The organism is Rhodanobacter sp. PCA2 (genome assembly GCF_013620825.1).
Taxonomy (GTDB): domain Bacteria; phylum Pseudomonadota; class Gammaproteobacteria; order Xanthomonadales; family Rhodanobacteraceae; genus Rhodanobacter_A.
Genome location: NZ_NJIC01000033.1, coordinates 117468 through 140142 on the forward strand (window position 1 = coordinate 117468; position 22675 = coordinate 140142).

Sequence of the window (22675 nt, forward strand, 5' to 3'; positions counted from 1 at the left end):
GGACGCGCACGATCGCTCAGCGCGGGCGCTGGCGTATGCTTGGACGCTTGCAATCCACGGATTCTCGCATGAAGCACCTGCGTCTCCTGCGCTGCGCCCTGCTCCTGTTGCCGCTGGCCGGCGCATTGCTGCTCGGCGCCTGCCATCGCGACGCGCTGCCGTTCCGGCTCACCAACGTCAGCGGGCACATGCCGGACCTCGACTTCCGGCTCACCGACGACAACGGCAAGCCGGTGACCGGCGCCGACTACCGCGGCAAGGTGGTGCTGCTGTACTTCGGCTACACGCACTGCCCGGACGTGTGCCCGCTGACCCTGGCCCAGTTGCACGTGGTGATGCAGCGGCTGGGCAAGCAGGCCGACGACGCGCGCATCCTGTTCGTCAGCGTCGACCCCGCGCGCGACACGCCGGAGGTGATGCACGCCTACGTCAACGCGTTCGACAAGCGCGCGGTCGGCCTCACCGGCAGCCCGCGCGCGATCGAGGCGCTGAGCAAGCGCTACCGCTCCGCCTTCACGCGCGAGCCGTCGACGAAGGACGGCAACTACGAGGTCACCCACAGTTCGGCGATCTACGTGTTCGACCGCGACGGCCACGCCCGCGTGCTCTCCACCCCCGGCACCCCCCAGGAGGATCTGGTGCACGACCTGTATCTGCTGCTCAACACCGGAGCCCCCGCATGAACCGTATCGCCCTGTCCCTGCTGCTTGGCCTGCTCGCCGCCGTACCGGCGCATGCCGCCGCCCCCGCGCAGGTCAGCGCCAGCCACGCCTGGATCCGCGTGCTGCCCGGCAGCCTGCCCGCCGGCGCCTACGTCGTGCTGCGCAACGACGGCGATCGGCCGGTCTCGCTGACCGGCGCGAGCAGCCCCGCCTACGGCGAGGCGATGCTGCACGAAAGCTCCAACGCGGGCGGGATGAGTCGCATGGCCATGATCCATGCGCTGACCATTCCGGCCCACGGCACGCAGACGCTGCAGCCCGGCGGCTATCACCTGATGCTGATGGACGCGAAACACCCGGTGCAGCCGGGCGACACGGTGAAGGTGGTGCTGGAGTTCGCCGACGGCAGCACGCTGCCGGTGGATTTCGCGGCGCGGCCCGCGAGCGCGCTGGGCGAAAAGGACTGACTCAGCCACGCCCGCCCGCCACCGCGGGAGGGCGCGCCGGCCACGTCTTGCGCGGCAGACGCCCCCTGCGCGACAGCCGCAGCCACTGCTGCAGCGCCAGCAGGCCGCCCACCGATTCCAGCAACGCCGCCGGCACCCAGGTGATCACGCCGCCTATCATCTGGCCGGTGAGCACGTTGAACGTGAACGCGCGACCGCAGATCTCGAAGATCGGGTAGAGGTCGGTGCGCGAGAAGGTGACGATGGCGCCGGCCAGGATCTGCGGCGCCATCGTGATGCCGGGCGACAGCACGCGCATGCCCGCGCCCATGCGCCCCGGAGGATGCGGGCGGTGGTCGAGGATCAGCGACCAGTAGACGAAGCCGCTGAGCAGCATCGTCCAGTTCATGAAGCGGTACACGCGCCAGTCCAGCATCGCCAGCGTCTGCATCGACGGCAGCAGCCAGACCAGCACGAAGAACACGAACAGCACCGACGCCACCAGCGGCTGGAACAGCACGCCGCCGACCACGCGCCACGGCCACGAGCGGCGCAGCGGCCTCAACCAGCGCAGGCGCCAGCGCCGCGGCAGGCCCGCGCGCAGCACGCTGGCGGGATACGAGGCGCAGATCAGCAGCGGCGTGAGGTGGTGCAGCAGCAACTGCTGCAGCCGGTGCACGAAGAACTCGTGCTCCGCGTAGAAATCCAGGTAGGTCTGCAGGCTGAGCCAGATGATCGTCATGCCGGCCCAGAACGCGATGCGCCGGCCGCGGCTCACGCCAAGGCGCCGGCTGCCGCGCCAGTACAGCACGCCGACCAGGAAGAAGCTCGCGAGGAACACCCACGAGAACTCCCACGGCACGATCCATTTCAGCAGTGTTGCCATCAATCAGCCCGACGCACCCGCATGGCCTGCCAGCATAGCGCCGGCCCGGCGCGGCCGTCGCGGCGGATCGTCGCCCTCACGGCCGCCGCCGGTTGCGCCGCGAACGGCGCCAGCCGTACAGCAGGCCCAGCAACGCCACCAGCGCCGGCACCACCACGATGTTGATCACCTTCAGGCGCAGGCCGAGCGCGTCGATCTCGGCGTTGAGCTGGTGCTGCACGTCGCGCAGCTCCTTGTTGATCGCGAGCTGGCGCTGGCGGAACTGCTCGATCTCGCGCCGCTGCTCGGTGCCGATGCTGGCCCCGTGGCCGCCGCCCTTGCCCGGCTGCAGCTCGTCCAGCCGCTGCCGGGTCTCGGCCAGCTCGCGCTCCAGCTCCTGCTCCTTCTGCAGGAACTTCTGGTCGGCCACGTTGCGCAAGGCCTCCACCCGGGTGAACGGCCGCTGCGAGGTCGAGCGGCCGCGGATCGACAGCAGCGCCGAGGAACCGCTGAGGTTGTCCACCAGGTTGCCCACGAAATCGCCGTTGTTCGCGAACGGCCGCAGCATGGTCTGGCCCAGGATGGTCTGCGACTCCACCCACAGGCGGTCGCTGAGCAGGTCGGTGTCGGCCACCAGGATCACCTCGTCGCCGGGTGCGGACTGCGCGAGGTGGCCGGGCTGCCCTGCCCGCCCGGGGAACGCGCTGGCGAAGCTGCCGCGCAGGCGCGCGGCGAACACGTAGCGCGTATCGGTGGGCGTGTAGCCCTGCAGCAGCAGGGAAGGATTGTCGCTGGCCTGCAGCACCTGCTGCACCGGCACCAGCTCGGCGTCGGGGCTGCTCTGCAGCAGCGGGATCAGCCGGGCGTTCGCGTTCGCGGCAAGGTCGAAATGGCCGGCGGTGGAGAGGTCGATGCGCTGCAGGCTCGCGGTGACGACGTCGTTGTGGTTCAGCGACTGGGCATCCAGCCCCAGCATCGCCGGGTGGCTGACGTTCGCGCCGTTCAGCTCGACGGCGAGCGCATGCGAGCGGTCCAGCACCACCTGGTGCGGGTCGTAGCGCACACCCCAGGCCGCGAACAGCCGCGACAGGTCGGAGCTGCGGTCGGGCAAGCCGCCGGTGGCAAGCGTGTCCGGGCTGTCGTCCATTTCCGCGTCCGGGTCCACGAACACCACCAGGTGGCCGCCGCGCAGCACGTACTGGTCGATCGCATACTGCGCATCTTCCGGCAACGCCTTGGGATGGATCAGCAGCAGCACGTGGATGTCCGCCGCGACCTGTTTCAGGTCGCCCGCGTTCATCGTCGTCACGTCGAACAACTGCGACAGCTGCTGCATCACCACCCAGGGCTGCTGGCCCAGCACCGGATTGCCCTCCACCGGCAGCGAGCTGATCACGCCGATGCGCGGCTTGCTGGACTGGTTGAGCTCGAACAGCAGCTTGGTGATGTCGTATTCCAGGAACGACTCCCGCGACAAATCGAAATACGGGATTGCCAGCAGGCGCTCGGGCGCCGCGCCCTCGATCGTCTCGCCGTCGGCGCCCGCCGGCAGCGCGCCGCCGGCGAGGCCGAAGAACACGCGCTCGCCGTTGCTGCCGCCGGTGGCCGGGGTGAGGCCGGCGCCCTCGGCGCTGGCCTCGTCGTCGGAATACGGCACCGGGTCGATCACCTGCAACTGCACGCGACCGTGCGAGCGGGCGGCGATCTCCCGCAACATGTCGCGCACGCGCTGTTCGTAGCTGCGCAGCTTCGGCAGGTCGCGGGTGGCGTGCTCGGAGAAATACAGCGTGAGCCGCAACGGCCGGCGCAGGTGGTCGACGATCTGCACGGTGCCGGGCGAGAGCGTGTACAGCTTGTCGGCCGTGAGGTCGATGCGCCGCGTGCGCAGCCAGTGGCCGCTGGACACGATCAGCGAAACGAACACCACGGTCAGCAGGGCCAGCGCGACATAGATCGCGGTGCGGCGGCCGATCCGCAGCGGGCGGGTGAAGGCGGCGGGCAGGCGCGGACGCATCATCTCAGCGCACCCGCTTCAGCTCTAGCAGCAGCACGCCGGCGATCAGCCAGCCCAGCGTGCTCAGCACGAAATACGCGAGGTCGCGCAGGTCCAGCACGCCGCGCGCGATCGCCTCGAAATGGCGCAGCATGCTGAGGTAGCCCATCGCGTTGACCAGCCGGCGCGGCAGCGCGCCGGAGAAGAAGTCCAGCACCTGCGGCTGGCCGGCCAGGATCAGCAGCACGCACACCGTGGCGGTGAGCACGAAGGCCACCACCTGGCTGCGGGTGAGCGCGGACATGCAGGCGCCGATCGCCACGAAGCTGCCGGCCATCAGCCAGCTGCCGAGGTAGCCCGCGAAGATCACGCCGTTGTCGGGCGCGCCCAGGTAGTTCACGGTGAGCCAGATCGGGAACGTGAGCGCCAGCGCCAGGCCGATGAACAGCCACGCCGCGAGGAACTTGCCCAGCATCGCCTGCCACAGCGTCAACGGCAGGGTCAGCAGCAGTTCCAGCGTGCCGCCCTTGGCCTCCTCCGCCCACATGCGCATGGTCACCGCGGGCACCAGGATCAGGTACAGCCAGGGATGCATCACGAAGAACGGCTGCAGGTCGGCCTGGCCGCGCTCGTAGAAGTCGCCGGTGTAGAACGTGAGGATGCCCGCCAGCACCAGGAAGATGACCAGGAACACGTAGGCCATCGGCGTCACGAAGAAGCTGCGCAGCTCGCGCCGCATCACGGCCGTCACCGGACTCATGCCGGGGTCCCTTGCTGCGCGGTGGTGATGTGCCGGAACACCTCGTCCAGCCGCCCGCGTTCGAGCTGGATCTCCGAAACCTCCAGGCCCTGCTCGCGCAGCAACTGCTCCACCGGCTCCAGGATGCGCGCGCCGGGCTTGGGAAACACGGTGATGCGCCCGTCCAGCGGGTCCACCTCGATCGCGGCCACCTGCGGCAGCCGCCCCAGCATCTCCTGCGACACGCCGCTGCCCGGCGCGCTGAACGACACCGCGCCGTGATAGCGCGAGCGCGCCTCCAGTTCGGCGGGCGTGGCGTCGGCCAGCAGCCGGCCGCGGGCGATGATCACCACGCGGTTGCACAGCGCGTGCACTTCCTCCAGCAGGTGGGTGGAGATCAGGATCGTGCGCTCGCGCGCCATCGCGTCGATCAGCTGGCGCACCGCGTGCTTCTGGTTCGGGTCGAGGCCGTCGGTGGGTTCGTCCAGCATCAGCACCGGCGGGTCGTGCAGGATCGCCTGGGCCAGCCCCACGCGCCGGCGCAGGCCCTTGGACAAGGTCTCGATCGAGGCCTCCAGCACGTCCTCCAGCTGCAGCCAGCCCACCACCTCGTCGAAACGGCGCCGTCCGGTCTCGGCCGCGAGCTTGCGCATGCGCGCGATGAACACCAGGAACTCGCGCACCGTCATCTCGCCGTAGCTGGGCGCGCCCTCGGGCAGGTAGCCCAGCGCGCGCCGGGCGGCCAGCGGTTCACGCTGCACGTCGTGCCCGCAGACCCGCGCGGTGCCGGAGGTGGGGGCGAGGAAGCCGCCTATCATGCGCATCGCGGTGGACTTGCCCGCACCGTTGGGGCCGAGCATGCCCAGCACCTGCCCCGGCTCGGCGCGGATGCTCAGCGCATCCACCGCGGTGAGGTGGCCGTAGCGGCGGGTGAGTCGTTCAGTCTCGATCATGGACAGGCGGGCGACGAAATCCACTGCAATGTACCGCATGCATGCGGGAAGGTTCACCGCACGGCACCGCACAAGAAGAAAGGCCCTTCCGGGGAAGGGCCTTTCGATGGAACGACGGGCGGAACTCAGGGGCTGGCGGCGGGCGCCGGAGCCGTGCCGGCCGGCGCCGGCGCACTGCCGGACTCGGCCGGGCCTTCCACTTCCAGCGTCGGCTGCTTGATGCCGGCAGCCTGCTCCGGCGTCTGGTCCGGGGCATTGCCCAGCGGGAGGTACACGTCGAATTCGGCGTAGCTGGTGATGTTGCCCTGCGCATCCTTCACTTCGGGCTTGGCGAGGATGTCGTAGCTGCGGTTCACCACGTCGTCGAACTTGTAGCCGTGGGTCAGCGCATAGGCCTTCAGCATGTCGCGGGTCTGCGGCACGCCGGCGGCGGTGCCGTTCCACACGCCTTCCAGCGCGGCGCCGCCGAACGCCAGGGTGGCGCGCACGTTGCCGTCGACGACGAGGCGGCCCAGATTGTCGTGGTCGCCCGGCTTCAGCGTTTCCGCGGTGGCGGGCGCCTCGGCGGTGCCCGCTTCGGCCGGCGCGTTGGCGTCCAGCGCGGGCGGCGTCGGTGCGGTGAGCTGCTGGGTCTGGCCGTTGACGTTCAGTGCGCTGGAATCGATCGGCATCGCCACGTCGAACGTGTAGGTGGTGTCGCCGTAGTTGGTGGTGAACAGGATGCGCGGGCCGGTGACGTTCACGCCCAGCTTCTTCGCCGTGGCCTGGATCTGCGCCACCGCCTTGTTCACGGTGTCGGCCAGGCCCTCGATGCCGTCCTTGCGCTGGATCGACGCCGGCACCAGCAGCACCGGGGTCTGTTCGGTCTGGCGGATGTAGGGGATCAGGTCCTTGTAGTCCACGTTCGGCACGGAGGCCAGCACGTTCTGCAGGTTGTTCAGGCCGTACTCGATGAACGAGTCGGGATCGCCGTGGATGTACAGGTTCGCGAAGCGGTTCACCAGGTTCCAGCCGTACTTCACGTCATACGCCCAGGTGACGTTGGTGAGCTGGTTGCGGCTGCCCTGGCGCTCCAGGTCGAAGGTGAAGGTCTTGTTGTAGCCCTTCCAGCCGTTTTCCACGTCCCACACGATCTTCGCGGACTTGGCGGTGCTGTCGACCTTGTTGAAGTCCGGCGTGGCGCTGTCGATGGTCAGCGAACCGGTGCCCACCTTGGGGTCGCTGCTGGTCCAGGCCACCTCGGCGCCGGGGCCGTAGGTCTTGCCGGAGTAGGTGTACTTGATCTGGCGATCGTTGGAAGTGAGCACCGAATACTCGGGGAAGCGCCGGAAGTTGCTCAGCACGTCGTAGACCTGGCGCATGTCCTTGCCAACCGCCAGGGAGCGCTCGATGTGGCCGCTGCCGGGCATGACCACCGCGGCGAGGATACCAAGGCCGACGACGATGGCGCACGCCGCCAAGAATTCAAGAACACGAACACGCATCATTCCAAGGTCTCCGAACGTCTGAACGCGGTATCCAGGTGTTGCCCCAGCCGTCGCGCGAGCCTGGACGTCGGCTCGATCGCGGGGGGACGACCGGGGGTCGGCAAACGCCGAAGGACTGGATGGTACTTGCTCATGCGCCGGAACGCCACGGGTTCCGGCGCCCCGTTTGGACGGCCGCAAGGCCTTGTCTTGTCAGGCTTGTCGGCACCTGCCCGGCATTGCGCCGCAGCATCCGCCGGCGCATGGAATCGCCGCCGGGCGGCCTCAGACGATGCCCAGTTCCAGCGCCTTCAGCACCGCCCGGGTGCGGTCGCGCACCCCCAGCTTGGAGAGGATGTTGGAAACGTGGTTCTTCACCGTGCCCTCGGCCACCTTCAGGGAGTTCGCGATCTCCTTGTTGGAGTAGCCGCCGGAAAGCAGGCGCAGGATCTCGGTCTCGCGCTCGGTGAGCGGGTCGGGCTGCTCCAGGCTGGTGAACTGGTTCTGCATGCGGCCCACGCCGGCCAGCAGGCGCTGGGTGACCATCGGCGCCACCAGCGAGCCGCCCGCGGCCACGGTGCGCACGGCCTCGACCAGTTGTTCCAGCGACACGTCCTTCAGCAGATAACCACGCGCGCCGGCCTTCAGGCCCTGCAGCACCAGCTGGTCGTCGTCGAAGGTGGTGAGGATGATGGTGGGCGGCAGCTCGTTGCGGGCGGCCAGCGCCTGCAGCACCTCCAACCCGCTCATGTTCGGCATGCGCAGGTCCAGCAGCACCACGTCGGGCTTGACGCGCGGGATCTCCTGCACCGCCTGGGCGCCGTCGGCGCACTCGGCCACCACGCGGATGTCCTGGGCCAGATCGAGCAGCGAACGTACGCCCTGGCGCACCAGGTTCTGGTCGTCGACGAGACAGACTGAAATCATCGTGGATCCTCGAAACGGTCGTCGTTCCAGCGCAGCGGCGATCGGACCGGCGCATTCTGGCACGCTGAAACCGCGCAACGCGAACCCCGGCCGGGGGTCAGGTCGGTACTGTGCATCAGGGCACACTCAACGCCGGCGGAGCGATGCGCGAAGGCGCATGCGCCAGCTCCGGCTGCTCGCCCAGCGGCAGCCGCACGGTCAGCGCGAAACCCTCGCCCGGCGCGGTTTCCAGCGTCATGCTGCCGCCGAACTCGGCCAGCCGTTCGCGCATGCCGGACAAGCCGTTGCCCGCCTCCGGCTGCGTGGCGCCGCGGCCGTCGTCGCGCGCGTGCAGCCCCAGCAGGCTGGGGCCGGCATAGGCGAAGGTCAGCCACAGGTTGCGCGCGCCGGCGTGCCGCGCGGTGTTGGTGATGATCTCCTGCGCGCAGCGCAGCAACACCTGTGCGCGGCGCGGGTCCTCCATGCTGAAGCGCGGCGGCATCGCCACGTGCACCTTCAGCCCCGGCACGCCCTCGGTGAGGCCCTGCAACGCCTGGGTCAGGTCGATCGCGTCGTCCTGGCGCAGCTCGCTCACCGCCTCGCGCACGTCGGCCAGCAGGTGCTTGGCGGTGGTCTGGGCCTTGCGCACGTGCGTGCCGGCGTCCTCGTTGCAGACGTGGCTGGCCACTTCGAGGTTGAGGCTGAGCGCGGTGAGGTGGTGGCCGATCAGGTCGTGCAGCTCGCGCGCGATGCGCATGCGCTCGGCCAGGCGGCTGGATTCGGCCAGCAGCGCGCGGGTGGCGCGCAGTTCGGAATTGAGCCGGCGCAGCGCCTCGCGCTCCTCGGTCTGGTGGCTGGCCACCACCGAGGCGATGAACGCGAGCGCGCAGATGCCCAGGTAGATGATGGTCTGCAGGAACGCCAGCGCCAGCGTCGGGTATTCGGGAAAACGAGTGAACACCGCCACCAGGCAGATGTTCTGCACCACGATGCACAGCACGCCCAGCCAGAACGGCAGCAGCCACGGCAACACCATCGCCATCACCGCCAGGAACATCGCGGTGAGGCCGCTGTGGCTGTACCAGCCCACCGCCAGCGCCGCCAGCGTCATCACCATCAGGCCCAGCAGGCGCAGCCCCAGATGGCGCCGCGAACCGAGGTCGTAGGTCACCGCCCAATACAGCACGCCGAACACCAGGTAGCACAGCGACCACAGCAGCAGCGCGAAATTCGGCCGGTTCAGCAGCACCAGCCGGTTCGTCGCCCACTCGGTGAGCAGCGGCGTGCCCACGCAGAGATAGGTGAACAGTCCGGCATAGCGCAGCAACCGGATATGGCTGAAATTGACCTGGGGCATGCCGCCCATGATTGGACACCTGCCGACCCTGCGCAATGCGCGGGAAGTCATCCCTGCCGAAAGGCACGGCCCCGGGTTTTACGCAGCCTTTACATGTGGCGGCGCGAGGTGTGCAGGTGCCGGGTGCATGCCATAATGCGTCTCTGCCGTCAGGCCATGCCGGCCCGGCACCCACCTTCCCTGCGGAGCAACGCATGGCCCTCGCCATCCGCGACGTCAGCGAGCACGACCTGGACGCCGTGCTGGCCCTCAACAACGCCGGCGGCCAATCCATCATCGCGCTCGACGCGGCCCGGCTGCGCTATTTCTTCGAGCGCGCCGACTACTTCCGGGTAGCCGAGATCGACGGCCACCTCGCCGGCTTCCTGATCGCGCTGCGCGAAGGCGGCGACTACGAAAGCACCAACTACCGCTGGTTCAGCGAACGCTATCCCGCGTTCCTGTACATCGACCGCATCGTGATCGCGAACGCCTACCGCCGCCACGGCCTCGGCCGCATCTTCTACTGCGACGTCACCAGCTATGCCGAGGTGCGCGTGCCGCTGCTCGCCTGCGAGGTGTTCCTGGAGCCGCGCGACGACGTGGTCGTGCTGTTCCACGGCACCTACGGCTTCCAGGAAGTGGGCCAGCAGCGCATGGCGCCGCACGGGCGGCAGGTGAGCCTGCTCGCCAAGGAACTTCCCAGCTACGCCTACGTGCGCGAGACCTGGCTCGAACACGGCGGCCTGCCCGATCTGCCCTGGCTGGCCGAGCGCGAACGCGCCACGCCGGCCTCCAGCCCGCGCCGACAGGCCGGAGATCGCCGCCAGTGACCGTTAAAGTGGATACCTCCGACGCCTGCGATCTGCGCTTCGGGCAGGTCGGCCTCGCCTGCGTGCGGGTGCGCCGCGCCGATGCCGCCGCGCTGTGCGACGAACTGGAGCGCCGCGTGCGCAGCGCACCGCAGCTGTTCGCGCGCGCCGCCGTGGTGCTGGACCTCAGCCACCTCGCCGCCCTGCCCGACGACGGCGCGGTCGACGCGCTGCTGGAAGCCGTGCGCAGCGCCGGCATGCTGCCGGTGGGCCTGGCCTACGGCACCAGCGAGACCGAGGCAATGGCCCGGCGCATGGGCTTGCCGCTGATCGCGAAGTTCCGCGCCGCCTACGAGCCGGCCAGCGGCACGGCCGCGGCTCCCGCCGAACCCGAACCCGCCGCCGCACCGGCGCCCGCACGCGATGCCACGCCTGCGGAAGCCGCGCCTGCTGAACGCACGCAGGGCACGCTGCACCACGACGGCACCGTGCGCTCGGGCCAGCAGATCTACGCGCGCGACCGCGACCTCGCCGTCACCGGCACCGTCGCGAACGGCGCCGAGGTGATCGCCGACGGCGACATCCACATCTACGGCGGGCTGCGCGGCCGCGCGATGGCGGGCGCCCAGGGCGACACCGACGCGCGCATCTTCGTGCACGACTTCCGCGCCGAACTGGTGGCCATCGCCGGCCACTACCGCGTGTTCGAACAGATACCGAAAGACCTCGAAGGCCAATCCGTGCGATGCTGGCTGGAAGGGGAGAAACTGCTGCTGGCCAGGCTGTGACCGGCCGCAGTCGCAACAACCACAACGACAAGAACATTCCCGGGAGATGGTTCCTTGACTGCTGAAATCATTGTTGTCACCTCGGGCAAGGGCGGCGTCGGCAAGACCACGACCAGCGCCTCGCTTGCCACCGGCCTGGCGATGGCCGGCAAGAAGGTAGCCGTGATCGACTTCGACGTCGGCCTGCGCAACCTCGACCTCATCATGGGCTGCGAGCGCCGGGTGGTGTACGACTTCGTCAACGTCGTGCACGGCGAGGCCACGCTGAAGCAGGCCCTGATCAAGGACAAGCGCCACGAGAACCTGTACGTGCTGGCCGCCAGCCAGACCCGCGACAAGGACGCGCTGACCCAGGAAGGCGTGGAGAAGGTGCTCGACGGCCTGTCCGCGGACGGCTTCGACTACGTCGTGTGCGACTCGCCCGCCGGCATCGAGAAGGGCGCGCACCTGGCGATGTACTTCGCGGACCACGCCGTGGTGGTGGTGAACCCGGAAGTGTCCTCGGTGCGCGACTCCGACCGCATCCTCGGCCTGCTCGCCAGCAAGACCCGGCGCGCCGAGCGCGGCGACGGCGCGATCACGCAGCACCTGCTGCTGACCCGCTACAGCCCGGTGCGCGTGGCCAACGGCGACATGCTCAGCGTGAAGGACGTCGAGGAAATCCTCGGCATCAGCGTGGTGGGCGTGATCCCGGAATCGGAACAGGTGCTGGCCGCCTCGAACTCGGGCGTGCCGGTGATCCTCGACCCGAATTCGCACGCCGGCCAGGCCTACAGCGACACCGTGGCCCGCATCCTCGGCGAGGAGCGCGCCCTGCGCTTCCTCGACGCGCCTAAGAAAGGTTTCCTGCAACGCGTGTTCGGAGGCTGACACGATGGGCATACTCGACTTCCTGAAGCGCAAGCCCGAGCCCACCGCAGGCGTCGCCAAGGAACGCCTGCGCATCATCGTGGCGCAGGAGCGCTCCACCCGCGGCGCGCCGGACTACCTGCCGCTGCTGCGCAACGAGCTGCTCGAGGTCATCAAGAAATACGTCCACGTGGACCTCGAAGCCATCAACATCAACGTCGAGCGCGACAGCGGACACGAGGTGCTGGAACTGTCGGTGGCGTTGCCCGAGGGCAAGGCTGCGTCCAACCCCGCAACCTGATGCCCAGCTCCCTCTCCCCTCCGGGGAGAGGGTCGGGGTGAGGGGCCACGCTGCCTCGCCCCTGTCGTTGCAGCAAGGTTTTTCTGCTTTCGAAGCGCCTCGAAGATCGGCTTTCCCGCCAACCTGATCCCACCACCTCGCCCTTCCTCCCGGAGGGGAGAGGGAACGCCATGTCCAGCCCTGTATTGCGCCTCGCCGATATCGACACCGCCACCGTCGAATCCCTGCTTGCCCGCTACGGCCTCGCGCTGCACCGCGTGGCCGACGGCACGCCCATTCCCGGCAGCTACTGGGGCGACGAGGAAGCCGGCATCATCGGCCACGACGTGTATGCGCGCGGCGACACGCCGGTGCATTCGCTGCTGCACGAGGCCTGCCACCTGATCGTGCTGCCGCCGGAACGGCGCGCCGCCGTGCACACCGACGCCACCGACTCGATCGAGGAAGAGGACGCCACCTGCTACCTGCAGATCGTGCTGGCCGACGCCCTGCCCGGCGTGGGCCGCGTCCGCCTGATGGCCGACATGGACGCCTGGGGCTACAGCTTCCGGCTCGGCTCCGCCCGCGCCTGGTTCGAGCAGGACGCCGGGAATGCGCGGCAGTGGCTGGTCGAGCGCGGTCTGCTCGTGCGCGAGGACAAGCCTTCCGCCACGCCTGACGCTACGATGCGCGCTGCTGGCTGACCCGGCTCATCTCCTGCAGGCATACCGTGGCGCGATCACCGCACGACTCCTTCGACCTCGACCACCTGCGCCGCCGCGCGGCGCGCGGACTGATGCGCCTGCTGTTCGGCGCGCCGGCGCAACCCAGCAGCGAGCCGCTGCCGCGCCGGGGCATCCATCGCATCCTGGTCTGCCACATCAGCCACACGCTGGGCAACGCGCTGCTGCTGACGCCGCTGATCCAGGAGCTCGAAGCCACGTATCCCGGTGCCGAGATCGACATCGTCACGCGCAGCCAGGCCGGCCGCGAACTCTACGGCCACTACGACCGCGTCAGCCAGGTGTTCCAGCTGCCCGCGCACGGCTTCGGCCACCCGCGCCAGTGGATGCGCGGGCTGCGCGGCATGCGCAAGGCGCACTACGACCTCGCGATCGACGTGGACCCGCAATCGCAGACCGGCCGCCTCTTGCTGCTGAAGGCGCGCGCCACCTGGACGCTGGGCTACAGCGGCCCGAAGAAGAGCGGCAGCGTGACCCACGCGGTCGAGGTGCCCGAGCACGTGCAGAGCAAGGGCCAGCGCCCGGTGTACCTGCTGCGCCAGGCGCTGGGCGACACCGCCGAACGCGCCTACCCAGTGCCGGACATCCGCCTGGACGAGGCCGAGCGCGCCCGCGGGCGGCAGGTGCTGGATCGCGTGCTGGCGCTGGCGCCAGCCGATCCCGCGCAGCGCAAGACCATCGGCGTGTTCGCCAACGCCACCGGCCCCAAGCTGCTGGGCGCGGACTGGTGGAACCCGCTGCTGCAGACGCTGGAACGGCTGCGCCCCGACTGCCGGCTGGTGGAGATCGTGCCGATGTCCGGCCGCTCCATGCTGGACTCGCGCTATCCCGACTACTATTCCACCGACCTGCGCCAGCTCGGCGCCGTGCTCGCCAGCCTCGACGGCTACCTCAGCCTCGACTGCGGCATCATGCATCTGGCCTGCGCCTCGGGCGTGCCCACGCAGGGCATCTTCACCACCACGCGCGCCGACGAGTGGGGCCCATACGGCCCCGGCAACCATGTGATCCACGCCTACGGCCTCGCCCCGGAAGCCGTGGCGCAGGAACTCGCCGCCCGTCTCTGATTCCCCAACGGCTCCGTGCCCTTCGACACTGCGCGCGTGGGCTGCGCTGCGCTAGTCTTCCGGCATGGCCGTGCCGCCACGGGCGGATACGGTTCGTCATGCCATGGGGAAATTCTCGATGAAACCGCTCACCCGGATCGCCTGCGCCCTTGCCCTCGCCCTGCCCATGAGCGGCGCGGCCCTCGCGGCGCAGGCCGCGCCTGCGGCTGCCACGGCGGCAGCGCCTGCCGATCAGGCCTTCATGCAGCTGGCCGACCACTATTTCGACGACTACTACTTCCCGGCCAACCCCAGCACCGCCACCGTCGACGGCTTGCACGCCCTGGACGACAAGCTGGAGGACTACTCGCGGGCAGGCGTGGACGCCAACATCAAGGCGCTGAAGCAGTGGGAAGCGCGCGTCGCCGCGGTGGACCCGAAGACGCTCGGCGAATACGTGCGCGGCGACCGCGAGCTGGTGCTCAACAACATCCGCAGCACCCTGCTCACGCTGGAGACGATACGGCCCTGGCAGAAGAACCCCGACATCTATTCCAGCGGCATCACCAGCAGCGCGTTCACCCTGATGGAGCGCAAGTTCGCGCCGCCCGAAACGCGCCTGCGCGCGCTGATCGCCCGCGAGAAGCTGATGCCCGCCGTGCTGGCCGATGCGCGCAGGAACCTCGACAACCCGCCGGAGATCTACACGAAGATCGCGCTGGAACAGCTGCCCGGCCTGGTGAGCTTTTTCCAGAAGGACGTACCGTCCGCGTTCGCCGACGTCGCCGATGCGGACCTCAGGAAACAGTTCGCCGCCAGCAACGGCGCGGTGATCAAGGCGCTGCAGGATTACCAGGCGTGGCTGAAGACCGACCTGCTGCCGCGCTCGCACGGCGACTTCCGCATCGGCGCGCAGGCGTTCCGCGACAAGCTGAAGTACGACGAGATGGTCGCGCTGCCGCTGGACAGGCTGGTCGCGATCGACATGGCGAACCTGCACGCGAACCAGCAGGAGTTCGCCAGGGTCGCGCACGAGCTCGACCCCGCGAAGACGCCGCAGCAGGTGCTGGCCGAGCTGGCCGCCGACCATCCGCCGCGCGACAAGCTGCTCGATGCGTTCCGCGGCACCTTCGACCAGCTGGTCGCGTTCATCCGCGCGAAGGACATCATCACCGTGCCCTCGGACGTGCGGCCGATCGTGGAGGAAACGCCGCCGTTCATGCGCGCCACCACCTTCGCCTCGATGGACACGCCCGGGCCGTACGAGCACGTGGCGAAGGAGGCCTACTTCAACGTCACCCTGCCCGATCCGGACTGGAGCAAACAGCGCACCCAGGAATTCATGGCGCAGTTCAGCTACCCGGTGATCAGCAGCGTGGCCACGCACGAGGCCTATCCCGGCCACTACATCCAGTTCCTGTGGATGCACGACCTTCACGACCGCGTGCGCAAGCTGCTGGGCGCGAACACCAACGTGGAAGGCTGGGCGCACTACTGCGAGCAGATGATGCTGGACGAGGGCCTGGCGCAGTTCCTCTACCCGCACGACCGCCGCCAGCAGCTGATGCTGCGGCTGGGGCAGCTGCAGGATGCGCTGCTGCGCAACGCGCGCTTCGTCGTCGGCATCAAGCTGCACACCGGCCGGATGACGATGGACCAGGCCGTCGATTTCTTCGTGAAGGATGGCTACCAGTCGCGCGCCGTGGGCGAGGTGGAAACCAAGCGCGGCACCTCCGACCCCACCTACCTCTACTACACGCTGGGCAAGCTGGAGATCCTCAAGCTGCGCGCCGACCTGGAAAAGAAGCAGGGCAAGGACTTCAACCTGGAACGCTTCCACGACAGTTTCATGCAGCAGGGCTTCGCGCCGATCGCGATCGTGCGCAAGGCGATGCTGGGGGACGATTCGCCGGTGCTGTGACGCGGCGCATCGTCCACGCGGTGTCGTCCGGCACGGACGCCGGGCGACCCGGAATCCGGACGGACAACGCGGCCGCGGCCGCCACGGAGGACGACATGAGCGCACGCAGACTGGTCGTACTGTTCGACGGCACCTGGAACAAGCCGGAGTCCAACACCAACGTTGAGCGCCTGCGCCGGCTGATCGCGCCGCGCGACCCGGCCGGCGCCGAGCAACTGGTCGAGTACATCCCCGGGGTGGGCGTGGAACCCGGCATCGGCCGCCTGCTGGGCGGCGCGTTCGGCTACGGCCTGTCCGGCAACGTCAAGGACGGCTACCGCTGGCTGTGCGAACGCTGGCAACCCGGCGACGAGATCTGGCTGTTCGGCTTCAGCCGCGGCGCCTACACCGCGCGCAGCCTGGGCGGCATGCTGCGCAAGTGCGGCCTGCTGCACTGCGACCGCAGCGGGACCATCGCCGACGCCGACGCGAGCGCCGCCTACACGTTCTATCGCGACACCGAGATCAAGCCCGGCGACGACGCGGCCGTGGCCTGGCGCACCGCGCGCTCCCGCGAAACGGACATCCATTTCATCGGCGTGTGGGACACCGTGGGCTCGCTGGGCATCCCCGGCACCGCCGCCTGGTTCCCGTTCGCCCGCAAGCGTTACCAGTTCCACGACACCGACCTCAGCTACATCGTCAAGCACGCCTACCAGGCGCTGGCGCTGGACGAGCGCCGGGCCGACTTCGCGCCCACCAAGTGGACGCGCAACCCCGCGATGCTCGCGCCCGGCGAGCCGTCCACCAGCAAGAAGCCCGAGCAGATCGACGTGGAGCAGCGCTGGTTCGTCGGCGCGCACGCCGACGTGGGCGGCGGCAACGACCACGACGGCGCCGGTCGCAGCCCCGATCCGCTGCCGGACCTTGCGCTGGCCTGGCTGCAGCGCAAGGCGATGGACGCCGGCCTGGCCTGCAGCGCGCTGCTGACGCCCGCGGCCGACGCGGTACTGGGCACGCCGCGCGATTCCTTCGGCGAATTCATGGGCGGCGTCTACAAGCGGTTCAAGTCGCCGTACCAGCGGGAGCTGGGCGGCGGCGTCAACGAGACCGTGGACGAGTCGGTGTGGCAGCACGCCAGCGTGGCCGCGGATTACCGCTCCGCGACGCTGGCGCAGGCGCTGCGCGACGACGTGATTTCCGCGCCGCCCGGAGTCGCTTGACCCCGGCCCCGTCGCATCGGCTAGCATGCGGCTCCATGAGGGAGATGGCATGCCTCCCGTTCCCCGACGGAACGAACCGCCCCGCACGACCCATCGCAGGGGCTGATGATGCCTGCACCACCGGATTCCGGCGGCGCAGGCGTGCCTGTAGCCGCGGATGCCACGAAGCGCGCACAGGAGACTTTTCACGTGAACTTCAACGGATTCATCGCGGTGGGCCTGGGCGGCGCGCTGGGCTGCTGGCTGCGCTGGCTGCTGGGCATCGCGCTCAACCCGATCTTCCCCACCGTGCCGCTGGGCACGCTGGCGGCGAACCTGCTGGGCGGCTTCATCATGGGCTGCATGATGGGCGTGTTCGAGCACTTCCACAGCCTGCCGCCGGAGCTGCGGCTGTTCATGCTCACCGGCTTCCTCGGCGGACTCACCACGTTCTCCACCTTCTCCGCGGAAGCCGACACCCTGCTGCTGCGCCAGCAATACCTGTGGTTCGGCGGCCACGTGGCGATGCACCTGGTCGGCTCGCTGGGCATGACCATCGTGGGCATCGCGCTCAGCCGCGGCCTGCTCAGGCACTGACACCGGAGTGGCGACATGGGCACTGAAAACCTGATCGACGGCGTGCTGCTGCGTTTCTACGCGCAGATGCACGCGCGCAACGACGGCATGCTGGTCTCCGAGTGGCTGCTGGAACTGGCGAAGCGGCGCAAGCTCGGCGGCGGCTCGGTGTTCCGCGCCATCGCCGGCTTCGGCCGGCACGGCGTGCTGCACGAGGAAGCGTTCTTCGAACTCACCGACGACCTGCCCACGGTGGTGGAGTTCATGCTGCGCGAAAGCGAGGCCGAGGCGCTGCTGCAGGAAGTGCGCGACGCCGGCGTGGCCGTGGTCTACGCACTTCTGCCGGCGCGCTTCGGCGTGCTGGGCGGCGAGCGGCTGCCGTGAGCCGGGATTCGCTGAAGCAGCGCGCCGCCGAGCTGCTGGAGCTGGCCGGCGTGCGCATCAACGGCCACGCCCCCACCGACATCCACGTGCACGACAGGCGCCTGTACGCCCGGGTGTTCGCGCATGGTTCGCTGGGCCTGGGCGAGGCCTACATGGACGGCTGGTGGGACGCCGAGGACCTGCCCGGCTTCTTCACCCGCCTGCTCGGTTCGCACGTGGACGAGCATCTCCGCACGCTGGACACCTTGATTGCCCATCTCCGGGCGCGCTTCGTCAACCTGCAGCGCGGCGAGCACGCGTTCGAGATCGGCAAGGCGCATTACGACCTCGGCAACGACCTGTTCCAGGCCATGCTGGGCAAGCGGCTGGTGTATTCCTGCGCCTACTGGGCGCAGGCCGACAACCTCGACGACGCCCAGGCCGCCAAGCTGGACCTGGTCTGCCGCAAGCTGCGGCTGGCGCCCGGCCAGCGCGTGCTGGACATCGGCTGCGGCTGGGGCGAGGCGCTGAAATACGCCGCGGAGCACCACGGCGTCAGCGGCGTGGGCATCACCGTGTCGGAGCAGCAGGCCGAGTTCGCCCGCGAGCTGTGCCGGGGCCTGCCGATCGAGATCCGCCTGCAGGATTACCGCGAGATCGACGAGCCGTTCGACGCCGTGTACTCCATCGGCATGTTCGAGCACGTGGGCGGGCGCAACTACCGCGCCTACTTCGAGGCCGTGCGCCGCTGCCTGAAGCCGGGCGGCCTGTCCGTGCTCCACTGCATCGGCAGCAACGGCCCGCCCGCGCAGACCGACCCGTGGATAGAGAAATACATCTTCCCCAACTCCATGATCCCGGCGATGGGCCAGGTCGCCGCCGCGCTGGAGAACCTGTTCGTGGTCGAGGACTGGCACAACTTCGGCCCGGACTACGACCGCACCCTGATGGCGTGGCGCGCGAACTTCGACGCCGCGTGGCCTGCGCTGTCGAAAAGCTACGACGAGCGCTTCCGCCGCATGTGGCACTACTACCTGGGCGCCTCCGCCGCGGTGTTCCGCAGCCGCCGCGACCAGCTGTGGCAACTCACCCTGAGCCCCGACGGCGTGCCGGGCGGCTACCGCGTGCCGCGCTGAGCAGGCGGCGACCTTCCGCGCTGGCTTGCGCCCGCTGTGCCGCGCAGCCTTGAGCGGTCGCGCGCCAGCCGATAACCTCCGTCCGCATGCCCACCTCCATCATCGTCGTCGACGACTTCCTCCAGGATCCCGTCGGGTTCCGCGACGCCGCCCTCAAGCTCACCTATCCGCCGCAGGAAGGCTCGTTCCCCGGGCGCAATTCGCTGGAACGCCTGCCGCTGGACGGGCTTCCCGAATTCGTGTCGACCATCGTGGGCGAACCGCTGGCGCTGATGACGCCGCCGCAATCCCACGGCAAGTGCCGCATCACGCTCGCGAACGACCAGGGCAAGGCCAGGGTGCACACCGATCCATCGCACTGGTCCGGCGTGCTGTACCTCAGCCGGCCGGAGGATTGCCGCGGCGGCACCGACTTCTACCGCCACCGCCGCACCAACACGGACCGCCGCCCGCTCACCCACGAGGAACTGGCGGCGATGGGCTACGCCTCCAGCGCCGAAATGCACCGCGACATCATCGAGAAGGACAGCAACGACGACAGCCAGTGGGAACTCAGCATGACGGTGCCCATGCGCTTCAACCGCCTCGTCCTGCTGCGTCCCTGGCTGTGGCACACCGCCGGCAACGGCTTCGGCGACAGCCTGGAAAACGGCCGCCTGGTCTACCTGATGTTCTTCGGCTCCGGCCGCCGCTGAACCGCGGCGCAGCGCGCCCTGCGCGCGCCGCCCCTCGCCCGGGGGCCCCGGTTTCTGGCACCATCGTCCGGTTATCCGCGCGATCCGCGCGCCTTTTCGACGTTCCCGCATGAACCTGCAAGCCAATTACGAACAGATCCCGCTCAAGGAATACGCCGAGCGCGCCTATCTCGACTACTCGATGTACGTGGTGCTGGACCGCGCCCTGCCCTTCGTGGGCGACGGCCTGAAGCCGGTGCAGCGGCGCATCGTGTACGCGATGAGCGAGCTGGGCCTCGCCGCCAGCAGCAAGCCGAAGAAATCCGCGCGCACCATCGGCGACGTGATCGGCAAGTTCCATCCGCACGGCGACACCTCGTGCTACGAGGCCATGGTGCTGATGGCGCAGCCGTTCTCCTACCGCTACCCGCTGGTGGACGGCCAGGGCAACTTCGGCTCGCCGGACGATCCGAAGAGCTTCGCGGCGATGCGCTACACCGAATCCAAGCTCAGCCCCATCGCCGAGGCGCTGCTGGGCGAGCTGGGCCAGGGCACGGTGGACTGGGTGCCGAACTTCGACGGCACGCTGGAAGAACCCTCGTGGCTGCCCGCGCGCGTGCCGCACGTGCTGCTCAACGGCTCGATGGGCATCGCGGTCGGCATGGCCACCGACATCCCGCCGCACAACCTGCGCGAACTGGCCGCCGCCTGCATCCGCCTGCTCGACGAGCCCGAGGCCACGGTGGCCGACCTCTGCGAGCACGTGCGCGGTCCGGATTATCCGACCGAAGCCGAGATCATCACCCCGCGCAGCGAACTGCTGGCGATGTACCAGGGCGGCACCGGCTCGGTGCGCGCCCGCGCGGTGTACGTGCGCGAGGAAAGCAACATCGTCATCACCGCGCTGCCGCACCAGGTCAGCCCGTCGAAGATCCTCGAACAGATCGCCGCGCAGATGCGCGCGAAGAAGCTGCCGATGATCGAGGACCTGCGCGACGAATCCGACCACGAGAACCCGATCCGCCTCGTGCTGGTGCCGCGCTCCAGCCGCGTCGACGCCGACGAGCTGATGCCGCACCTGTTCGCCACCACGGACCTCGAAAAGAGCTTCCGCGTCAATCTCAACATGATCGGCCTGGACGGCCGCCCGCAGGTGAAGGACCTCAGGAAGATCCTCACCGAGTGGCTCAGCTTCCGCACCAGCACGGTGACGCGCCGGCTCAACCACCGCCTCGCCAGGGTCGAGCGCCGCCTGCACCTGCTGGAAGGCCTGCGCATCGCCTACCTCAACCTGGACGAGGTGATTCGCATCGTCCGCACCGAGGACGAGCCCAAGCCGGTGCTGATGAAGCGCTTCGCGCTCAGCGAGGAACAGACCGACTACATCCTCGAAACAAGGCTGCGCCAGCTGGCCCGCCTCGAGGAAATGAAGATCAACGCCGAGCGCGACCAGCTCGAAGAGGAGCGCGCGCGCATCAACGTGCTGCTGAAGTCGCCGGCCAAGCTCAAGGGCCTGATCAAGGACGAGTTGCGCGCCGACGCCGAGAAGTACGGCGACGCGCGCCGCTCGCCGCTGGTCGAGCGCGAAGCCGCGCAGGCGCTGGACGAAAGCGCCCTGGTCGCCAGCGAACCGGTGACCGTGGTGCTGAGCCAGAAGGGCTGGGTCCGCGCCGCCAAGGGCCACGACATCGACGCCGAGGGCCTGAGCTACCGCGAGGGCGACGGCCTGCTCGCCACGGTGAAGGCGCGCACCACCCAGCAGATCGCGGTGATCGACTCCACCGGCCGCAGCTATTCCACGCCCGCGCACACCCTGCCCTCCGCACGCGGCAACGGCGACCCGCTCACCGGCCGCTTCACCCCGCCGGCCGGCGCCAGCTTCGACGCGCTGACCGCGGGCGACAACGACACCCGCCTCGTGCTCGCCACCGATTTCGGCTACGGCTTCGTCACCCGCTTCGAGGCGCTCACCGGCCGCAACAAGGCCGGCAAGCAGATCATCTCGCTGAGCGACGGCGCCAGGGTGCTGGCGCCGCAGGCCAGCGCCGACCCCGCCCGCGACCGCATCGTGGTGGTCACCTCGGAAGGCCACCTGCTGATGTTCTCGGTGGCCGAACTGCCGGAACTGGACAAGGGCAAGGGCAACAAGCTGATCGAGATTCCGAAGAAGCAGCTCGCGGAAGGCGAGCGCGTGGCCGGCGTCGCGGTGGTGACCGAGGGCAAGGGCGAGGTCACGATGTACGCTGGCGCGCGCAAGCTCACCCTGCGCTGGGCCGACCTGGTCGAGTACGGTGGCAACCGCGCCACCCGCGGCAACCTGCTGCCGCGCGGCCTGCGGCGGGTGGAGCGGATCGAGACCACGGGCTGAACGGCGCCGGACGGAACTTCCGGCGGTGGCCAGCCGTCCAATCAGGCAGGTGTCCACCGCGTCGCCGCGTCGCGCGTTGTACACGCAAGGTCCCCGGAGCCCCGCCCCATGAAACGGCTAGTCATCGCACTCACCGCCAGCCTGCTGGCCACCGCGGCCCTGGCCCAGACTTCGGGCCAGCCGCTCAACCTCAAGCTGCCGCCGCAGAGCGACCTGCCGCCCTCGGACCTGCCCGCGCATGCCGGCACCACGTCCAAACCCGCCAGCAGCGCGCCCGGCGTGTACTACGGCGACACCAGCGGCCGCACCCGCGCGCAGGACGAGCAGCTCGCCAGCGCGCAGCGCTGCGACGACTCCACCTACAACCAGGCGCAGATGCACGGCAGCGTGGGCATGGGCGTGATGGCCGGCAACCACATGAGCGGCAACTACCAGACCGGCACGGTGGGCGTCACCAAGCGACTTGGCGACTGCGACCATCCCACCGGCGCCGTGAGCTTCTCGATCGGCGTGGGCAAGAGCAATTTCCACGGCCGCGGCTGGTAAGCCGGCTCCGCGTTAAAATCGTCGTC

The 22675-nt window shown here is 69.2% G+C and carries 23 protein-coding genes and 1 riboswitch; of the genes, 16 read left to right on the top strand and 7 right to left on the bottom strand.

The window, feature by feature from the left end; genetic code table 11:
* Window positions 1-68 precede the first annotated feature (68 nt).
* The gene (locus PCA_RS11550) at window positions 69-683 is read left to right on the top strand and encodes an SCO family protein (RefSeq protein ID WP_181302763.1); all 615 of its coding nucleotides are present in this window, start codon (window positions 69-71) and stop codon (window positions 681-683) included.
* Complete coding sequence (locus PCA_RS11555; protein WP_181302764.1) at window positions 680-1129, top strand: copper chaperone PCu(A)C; 450 nt, start codon at window positions 680-682, stop codon at window positions 1127-1129. The genes PCA_RS11550 and PCA_RS11555 overlap by 4 nt, the downstream gene beginning before the upstream one ends.
* Before the next feature lies 1 nt (window position 1130).
* Here PCA_RS11555 and PCA_RS11560 read toward each other — a convergent pair whose 3' ends face one another.
* From PCA_RS11560 to PCA_RS11590, 7 genes are all read right to left on the bottom strand, one after another.
* Complete coding sequence (locus PCA_RS11560; RefSeq protein WP_181302765.1) at window positions 1131-1997, bottom strand: cytochrome c oxidase assembly protein; 867 nt, start codon at window positions 1995-1997, stop codon at window positions 1131-1133.
* 73 nt (window positions 1998-2070) lie between these two features.
* Complete coding sequence (locus PCA_RS11565; RefSeq protein ID WP_181302766.1) at window positions 2071-3990, bottom strand: Gldg family protein; 1920 nt, start codon at window positions 3988-3990, stop codon at window positions 2071-2073.
* Window position 3991: 1 nt separating this feature from the next.
* The gene (locus tag PCA_RS11570) at window positions 3992-4726 is read right to left on the bottom strand and encodes an ABC transporter permease subunit (RefSeq protein WP_181302767.1); all 735 of its coding nucleotides are present in this window, start codon (window positions 4724-4726) and stop codon (window positions 3992-3994) included.
* Complete coding sequence (locus PCA_RS11575; protein ID WP_181302799.1) at window positions 4723-5658, bottom strand: ABC transporter ATP-binding protein; 936 nt, start codon at window positions 5656-5658, stop codon at window positions 4723-4725. Before PCA_RS11575 ends, PCA_RS11570 begins: the two co-directional genes overlap by 4 nt.
* 125 nt (window positions 5659-5783) lie before the next feature.
* The gene (locus tag PCA_RS11580) at window positions 5784-7142 is read right to left on the bottom strand and encodes a polyketide cyclase (protein WP_181302800.1); all 1359 of its coding nucleotides are present in this window, start codon (window positions 7140-7142) and stop codon (window positions 5784-5786) included.
* A gap of 267 nt (window positions 7143-7409) precedes the next feature.
* Window positions 7410-8051 (bottom strand): response regulator transcription factor, encoded by a 642-nt coding sequence (locus tag PCA_RS11585; RefSeq protein ID WP_077482853.1) that lies wholly within the window; start codon window positions 8049-8051, stop codon window positions 7410-7412.
* Between the two features lie 115 nt (window positions 8052-8166).
* Window positions 8167-9396, bottom strand: coding sequence for a sensor histidine kinase (locus tag PCA_RS11590; RefSeq protein ID WP_255436803.1), 1230 nt, complete (start codon window positions 9394-9396; stop codon window positions 8167-8169).
* A gap of 185 nt (window positions 9397-9581) precedes the next feature.
* On the opposite strand from PCA_RS11590, the gene PCA_RS11595 reads away from it, so the two are divergent.
* The 14 genes from PCA_RS11595 (at window position 9582) to PCA_RS11660 (ending at window position 22649) form a co-directional block, all read left to right on the top strand.
* Complete coding sequence (locus PCA_RS11595) at window positions 9582-10199, top strand: GNAT family N-acetyltransferase (protein WP_181302768.1); 618 nt, start codon at window positions 9582-9584, stop codon at window positions 10197-10199.
* A complete protein-coding gene (gene minC / locus PCA_RS11600) occupies window positions 10196-10966 on the top strand; it encodes a septum site-determining protein MinC (protein ID WP_181302769.1) in 771 nt (256 codons plus the stop codon). Before PCA_RS11595 ends, minC begins: the two co-directional genes overlap by 4 nt.
* Window positions 10967-11020: 54 nt before the next feature.
* On the top strand, window positions 11021-11836 hold the full coding sequence (gene minD, locus PCA_RS11605) for a septum site-determining protein MinD (protein ID WP_181302770.1): 816 nt from the start codon (window positions 11021-11023) through the stop codon (window positions 11834-11836).
* A gap of 4 nt (window positions 11837-11840) precedes the next feature.
* Window positions 11841-12116 (top strand): cell division topological specificity factor MinE, encoded by a 276-nt coding sequence (minE, locus tag PCA_RS11610; RefSeq protein WP_181302771.1) that lies wholly within the window; start codon window positions 11841-11843, stop codon window positions 12114-12116.
* A gap of 170 nt (window positions 12117-12286) precedes the next feature.
* Complete coding sequence (locus PCA_RS11615; protein ID WP_181302772.1) at window positions 12287-12799, top strand: hypothetical protein; 513 nt, start codon at window positions 12287-12289, stop codon at window positions 12797-12799.
* Window positions 12800-12825: 26 nt separating this feature from the next.
* On the top strand, window positions 12826-13905 hold the full coding sequence (locus PCA_RS17795; protein ID WP_181302773.1) for a glycosyltransferase family 9 protein: 1080 nt from the start codon (window positions 12826-12828) through the stop codon (window positions 13903-13905).
* Window positions 13906-14023: 118 nt separating this feature from the next.
* Window positions 14024-15805, top strand: coding sequence for a DUF885 domain-containing protein (locus PCA_RS11625; RefSeq protein ID WP_219918739.1), 1782 nt, complete (start codon window positions 14024-14026; stop codon window positions 15803-15805).
* Window positions 15806-15900: 95 nt separating this feature from the next.
* Window positions 15901-17007: a DUF2235 domain-containing protein gene (locus PCA_RS11630; protein WP_181302774.1), complete on the top strand. Its 1107-nt coding sequence runs from the start codon at window positions 15901-15903 to the stop codon at window positions 17005-17007.
* Between the two features lie 31 nt (window positions 17008-17038).
* Window positions 17039-17129: riboswitch (Fluoride riboswitch) on the top strand.
* Window positions 17130-17196: 67 nt separating this feature from the next.
* Complete coding sequence (gene crcB, locus PCA_RS11635) at window positions 17197-17583, top strand: fluoride efflux transporter CrcB (protein WP_181302775.1); 387 nt, start codon at window positions 17197-17199, stop codon at window positions 17581-17583.
* Window positions 17584-17598: 15 nt separating this feature from the next.
* Window positions 17599-17946: a DUF190 domain-containing protein gene (locus PCA_RS11640; protein ID WP_181302776.1), complete on the top strand. Its 348-nt coding sequence runs from the start codon at window positions 17599-17601 to the stop codon at window positions 17944-17946.
* Complete coding sequence (gene cfa / locus PCA_RS11645; protein ID WP_181302777.1) at window positions 17943-19061, top strand: cyclopropane fatty acyl phospholipid synthase; 1119 nt, start codon at window positions 17943-17945, stop codon at window positions 19059-19061. Before PCA_RS11640 ends, cfa begins: the two co-directional genes overlap by 4 nt.
* A gap of 86 nt (window positions 19062-19147) precedes the next feature.
* Window positions 19148-19756, top strand: coding sequence for a DUF6445 family protein (locus tag PCA_RS11650; RefSeq protein WP_181302778.1), 609 nt, complete (start codon window positions 19148-19150; stop codon window positions 19754-19756).
* A gap of 109 nt (window positions 19757-19865) precedes the next feature.
* Window positions 19866-22103, top strand: coding sequence for a DNA topoisomerase IV subunit A (gene parC, locus PCA_RS11655; RefSeq protein WP_181302779.1), 2238 nt, complete (start codon window positions 19866-19868; stop codon window positions 22101-22103).
* Window positions 22104-22211: 108 nt separating this feature from the next.
* On the top strand, window positions 22212-22649 hold the full coding sequence (locus tag PCA_RS11660; protein WP_181302780.1) for a hypothetical protein: 438 nt from the start codon (window positions 22212-22214) through the stop codon (window positions 22647-22649).
* The last annotated feature ends 26 nt before the right edge of the window (window positions 22650-22675 follow it).

Coding starts and splice junctions, on each gene's coding strand:
- PCA_RS11550 (WP_181302763.1), top strand. CDS start 69: ATGAAGCACCTGCGTCTCCTGCGCTGCGCCCTGCTCCTGTTGCCGCTG.
- PCA_RS11555 (WP_181302764.1), top strand. CDS start 680: ATGAACCGTATCGCCCTGTCCCTGCTGCTTGGCCTGCTCGCCGCCGTA.
- PCA_RS11565 (WP_181302766.1), bottom strand. CDS start 3,990: ATGATGCGTCCGCGCCTGCCCGCCGCCTTCACCCGCCCGCTGCGGATC.
- PCA_RS11570 (WP_181302767.1), bottom strand. CDS start 4,726: ATGAGTCCGGTGACGGCCGTGATGCGGCGCGAGCTGCGCAGCTTCTTC.
- PCA_RS11575 (WP_181302799.1), bottom strand. CDS start 5,658: ATGATCGAGACTGAACGACTCACCCGCCGCTACGGCCACCTCACCGCG.
- PCA_RS11580 (WP_181302800.1), bottom strand. CDS start 7,142: ATGCGTGTTCGTGTTCTTGAATTCTTGGCGGCGTGCGCCATCGTCGTC.
- PCA_RS11585 (WP_077482853.1), bottom strand. CDS start 8,051: ATGATTTCAGTCTGTCTCGTCGACGACCAGAACCTGGTGCGCCAGGGC.
- PCA_RS11590 (WP_255436803.1), bottom strand. CDS start 9,396: ATGGGCGGCATGCCCCAGGTCAATTTCAGCCATATCCGGTTGCTGCGC.
- PCA_RS11595 (WP_181302768.1), top strand. CDS start 9,582: ATGGCCCTCGCCATCCGCGACGTCAGCGAGCACGACCTGGACGCCGTG.
- minE (WP_181302771.1), top strand. CDS start 11,841: ATGGGCATACTCGACTTCCTGAAGCGCAAGCCCGAGCCCACCGCAGGC.
- PCA_RS11615 (WP_181302772.1), top strand. CDS start 12,287: ATGTCCAGCCCTGTATTGCGCCTCGCCGATATCGACACCGCCACCGTC.
- PCA_RS11625 (WP_219918739.1), top strand. CDS start 14,024: ATGAAACCGCTCACCCGGATCGCCTGCGCCCTTGCCCTCGCCCTGCCC.
- PCA_RS11630 (WP_181302774.1), top strand. CDS start 15,901: ATGAGCGCACGCAGACTGGTCGTACTGTTCGACGGCACCTGGAACAAG.
- PCA_RS11640 (WP_181302776.1), top strand. CDS start 17,599: ATGGGCACTGAAAACCTGATCGACGGCGTGCTGCTGCGTTTCTACGCG.
- PCA_RS11650 (WP_181302778.1), top strand. CDS start 19,148: ATGCCCACCTCCATCATCGTCGTCGACGACTTCCTCCAGGATCCCGTC.
- parC (WP_181302779.1), top strand. CDS start 19,866: ATGAACCTGCAAGCCAATTACGAACAGATCCCGCTCAAGGAATACGCC.
- PCA_RS11660 (WP_181302780.1), top strand. CDS start 22,212: ATGAAACGGCTAGTCATCGCACTCACCGCCAGCCTGCTGGCCACCGCG.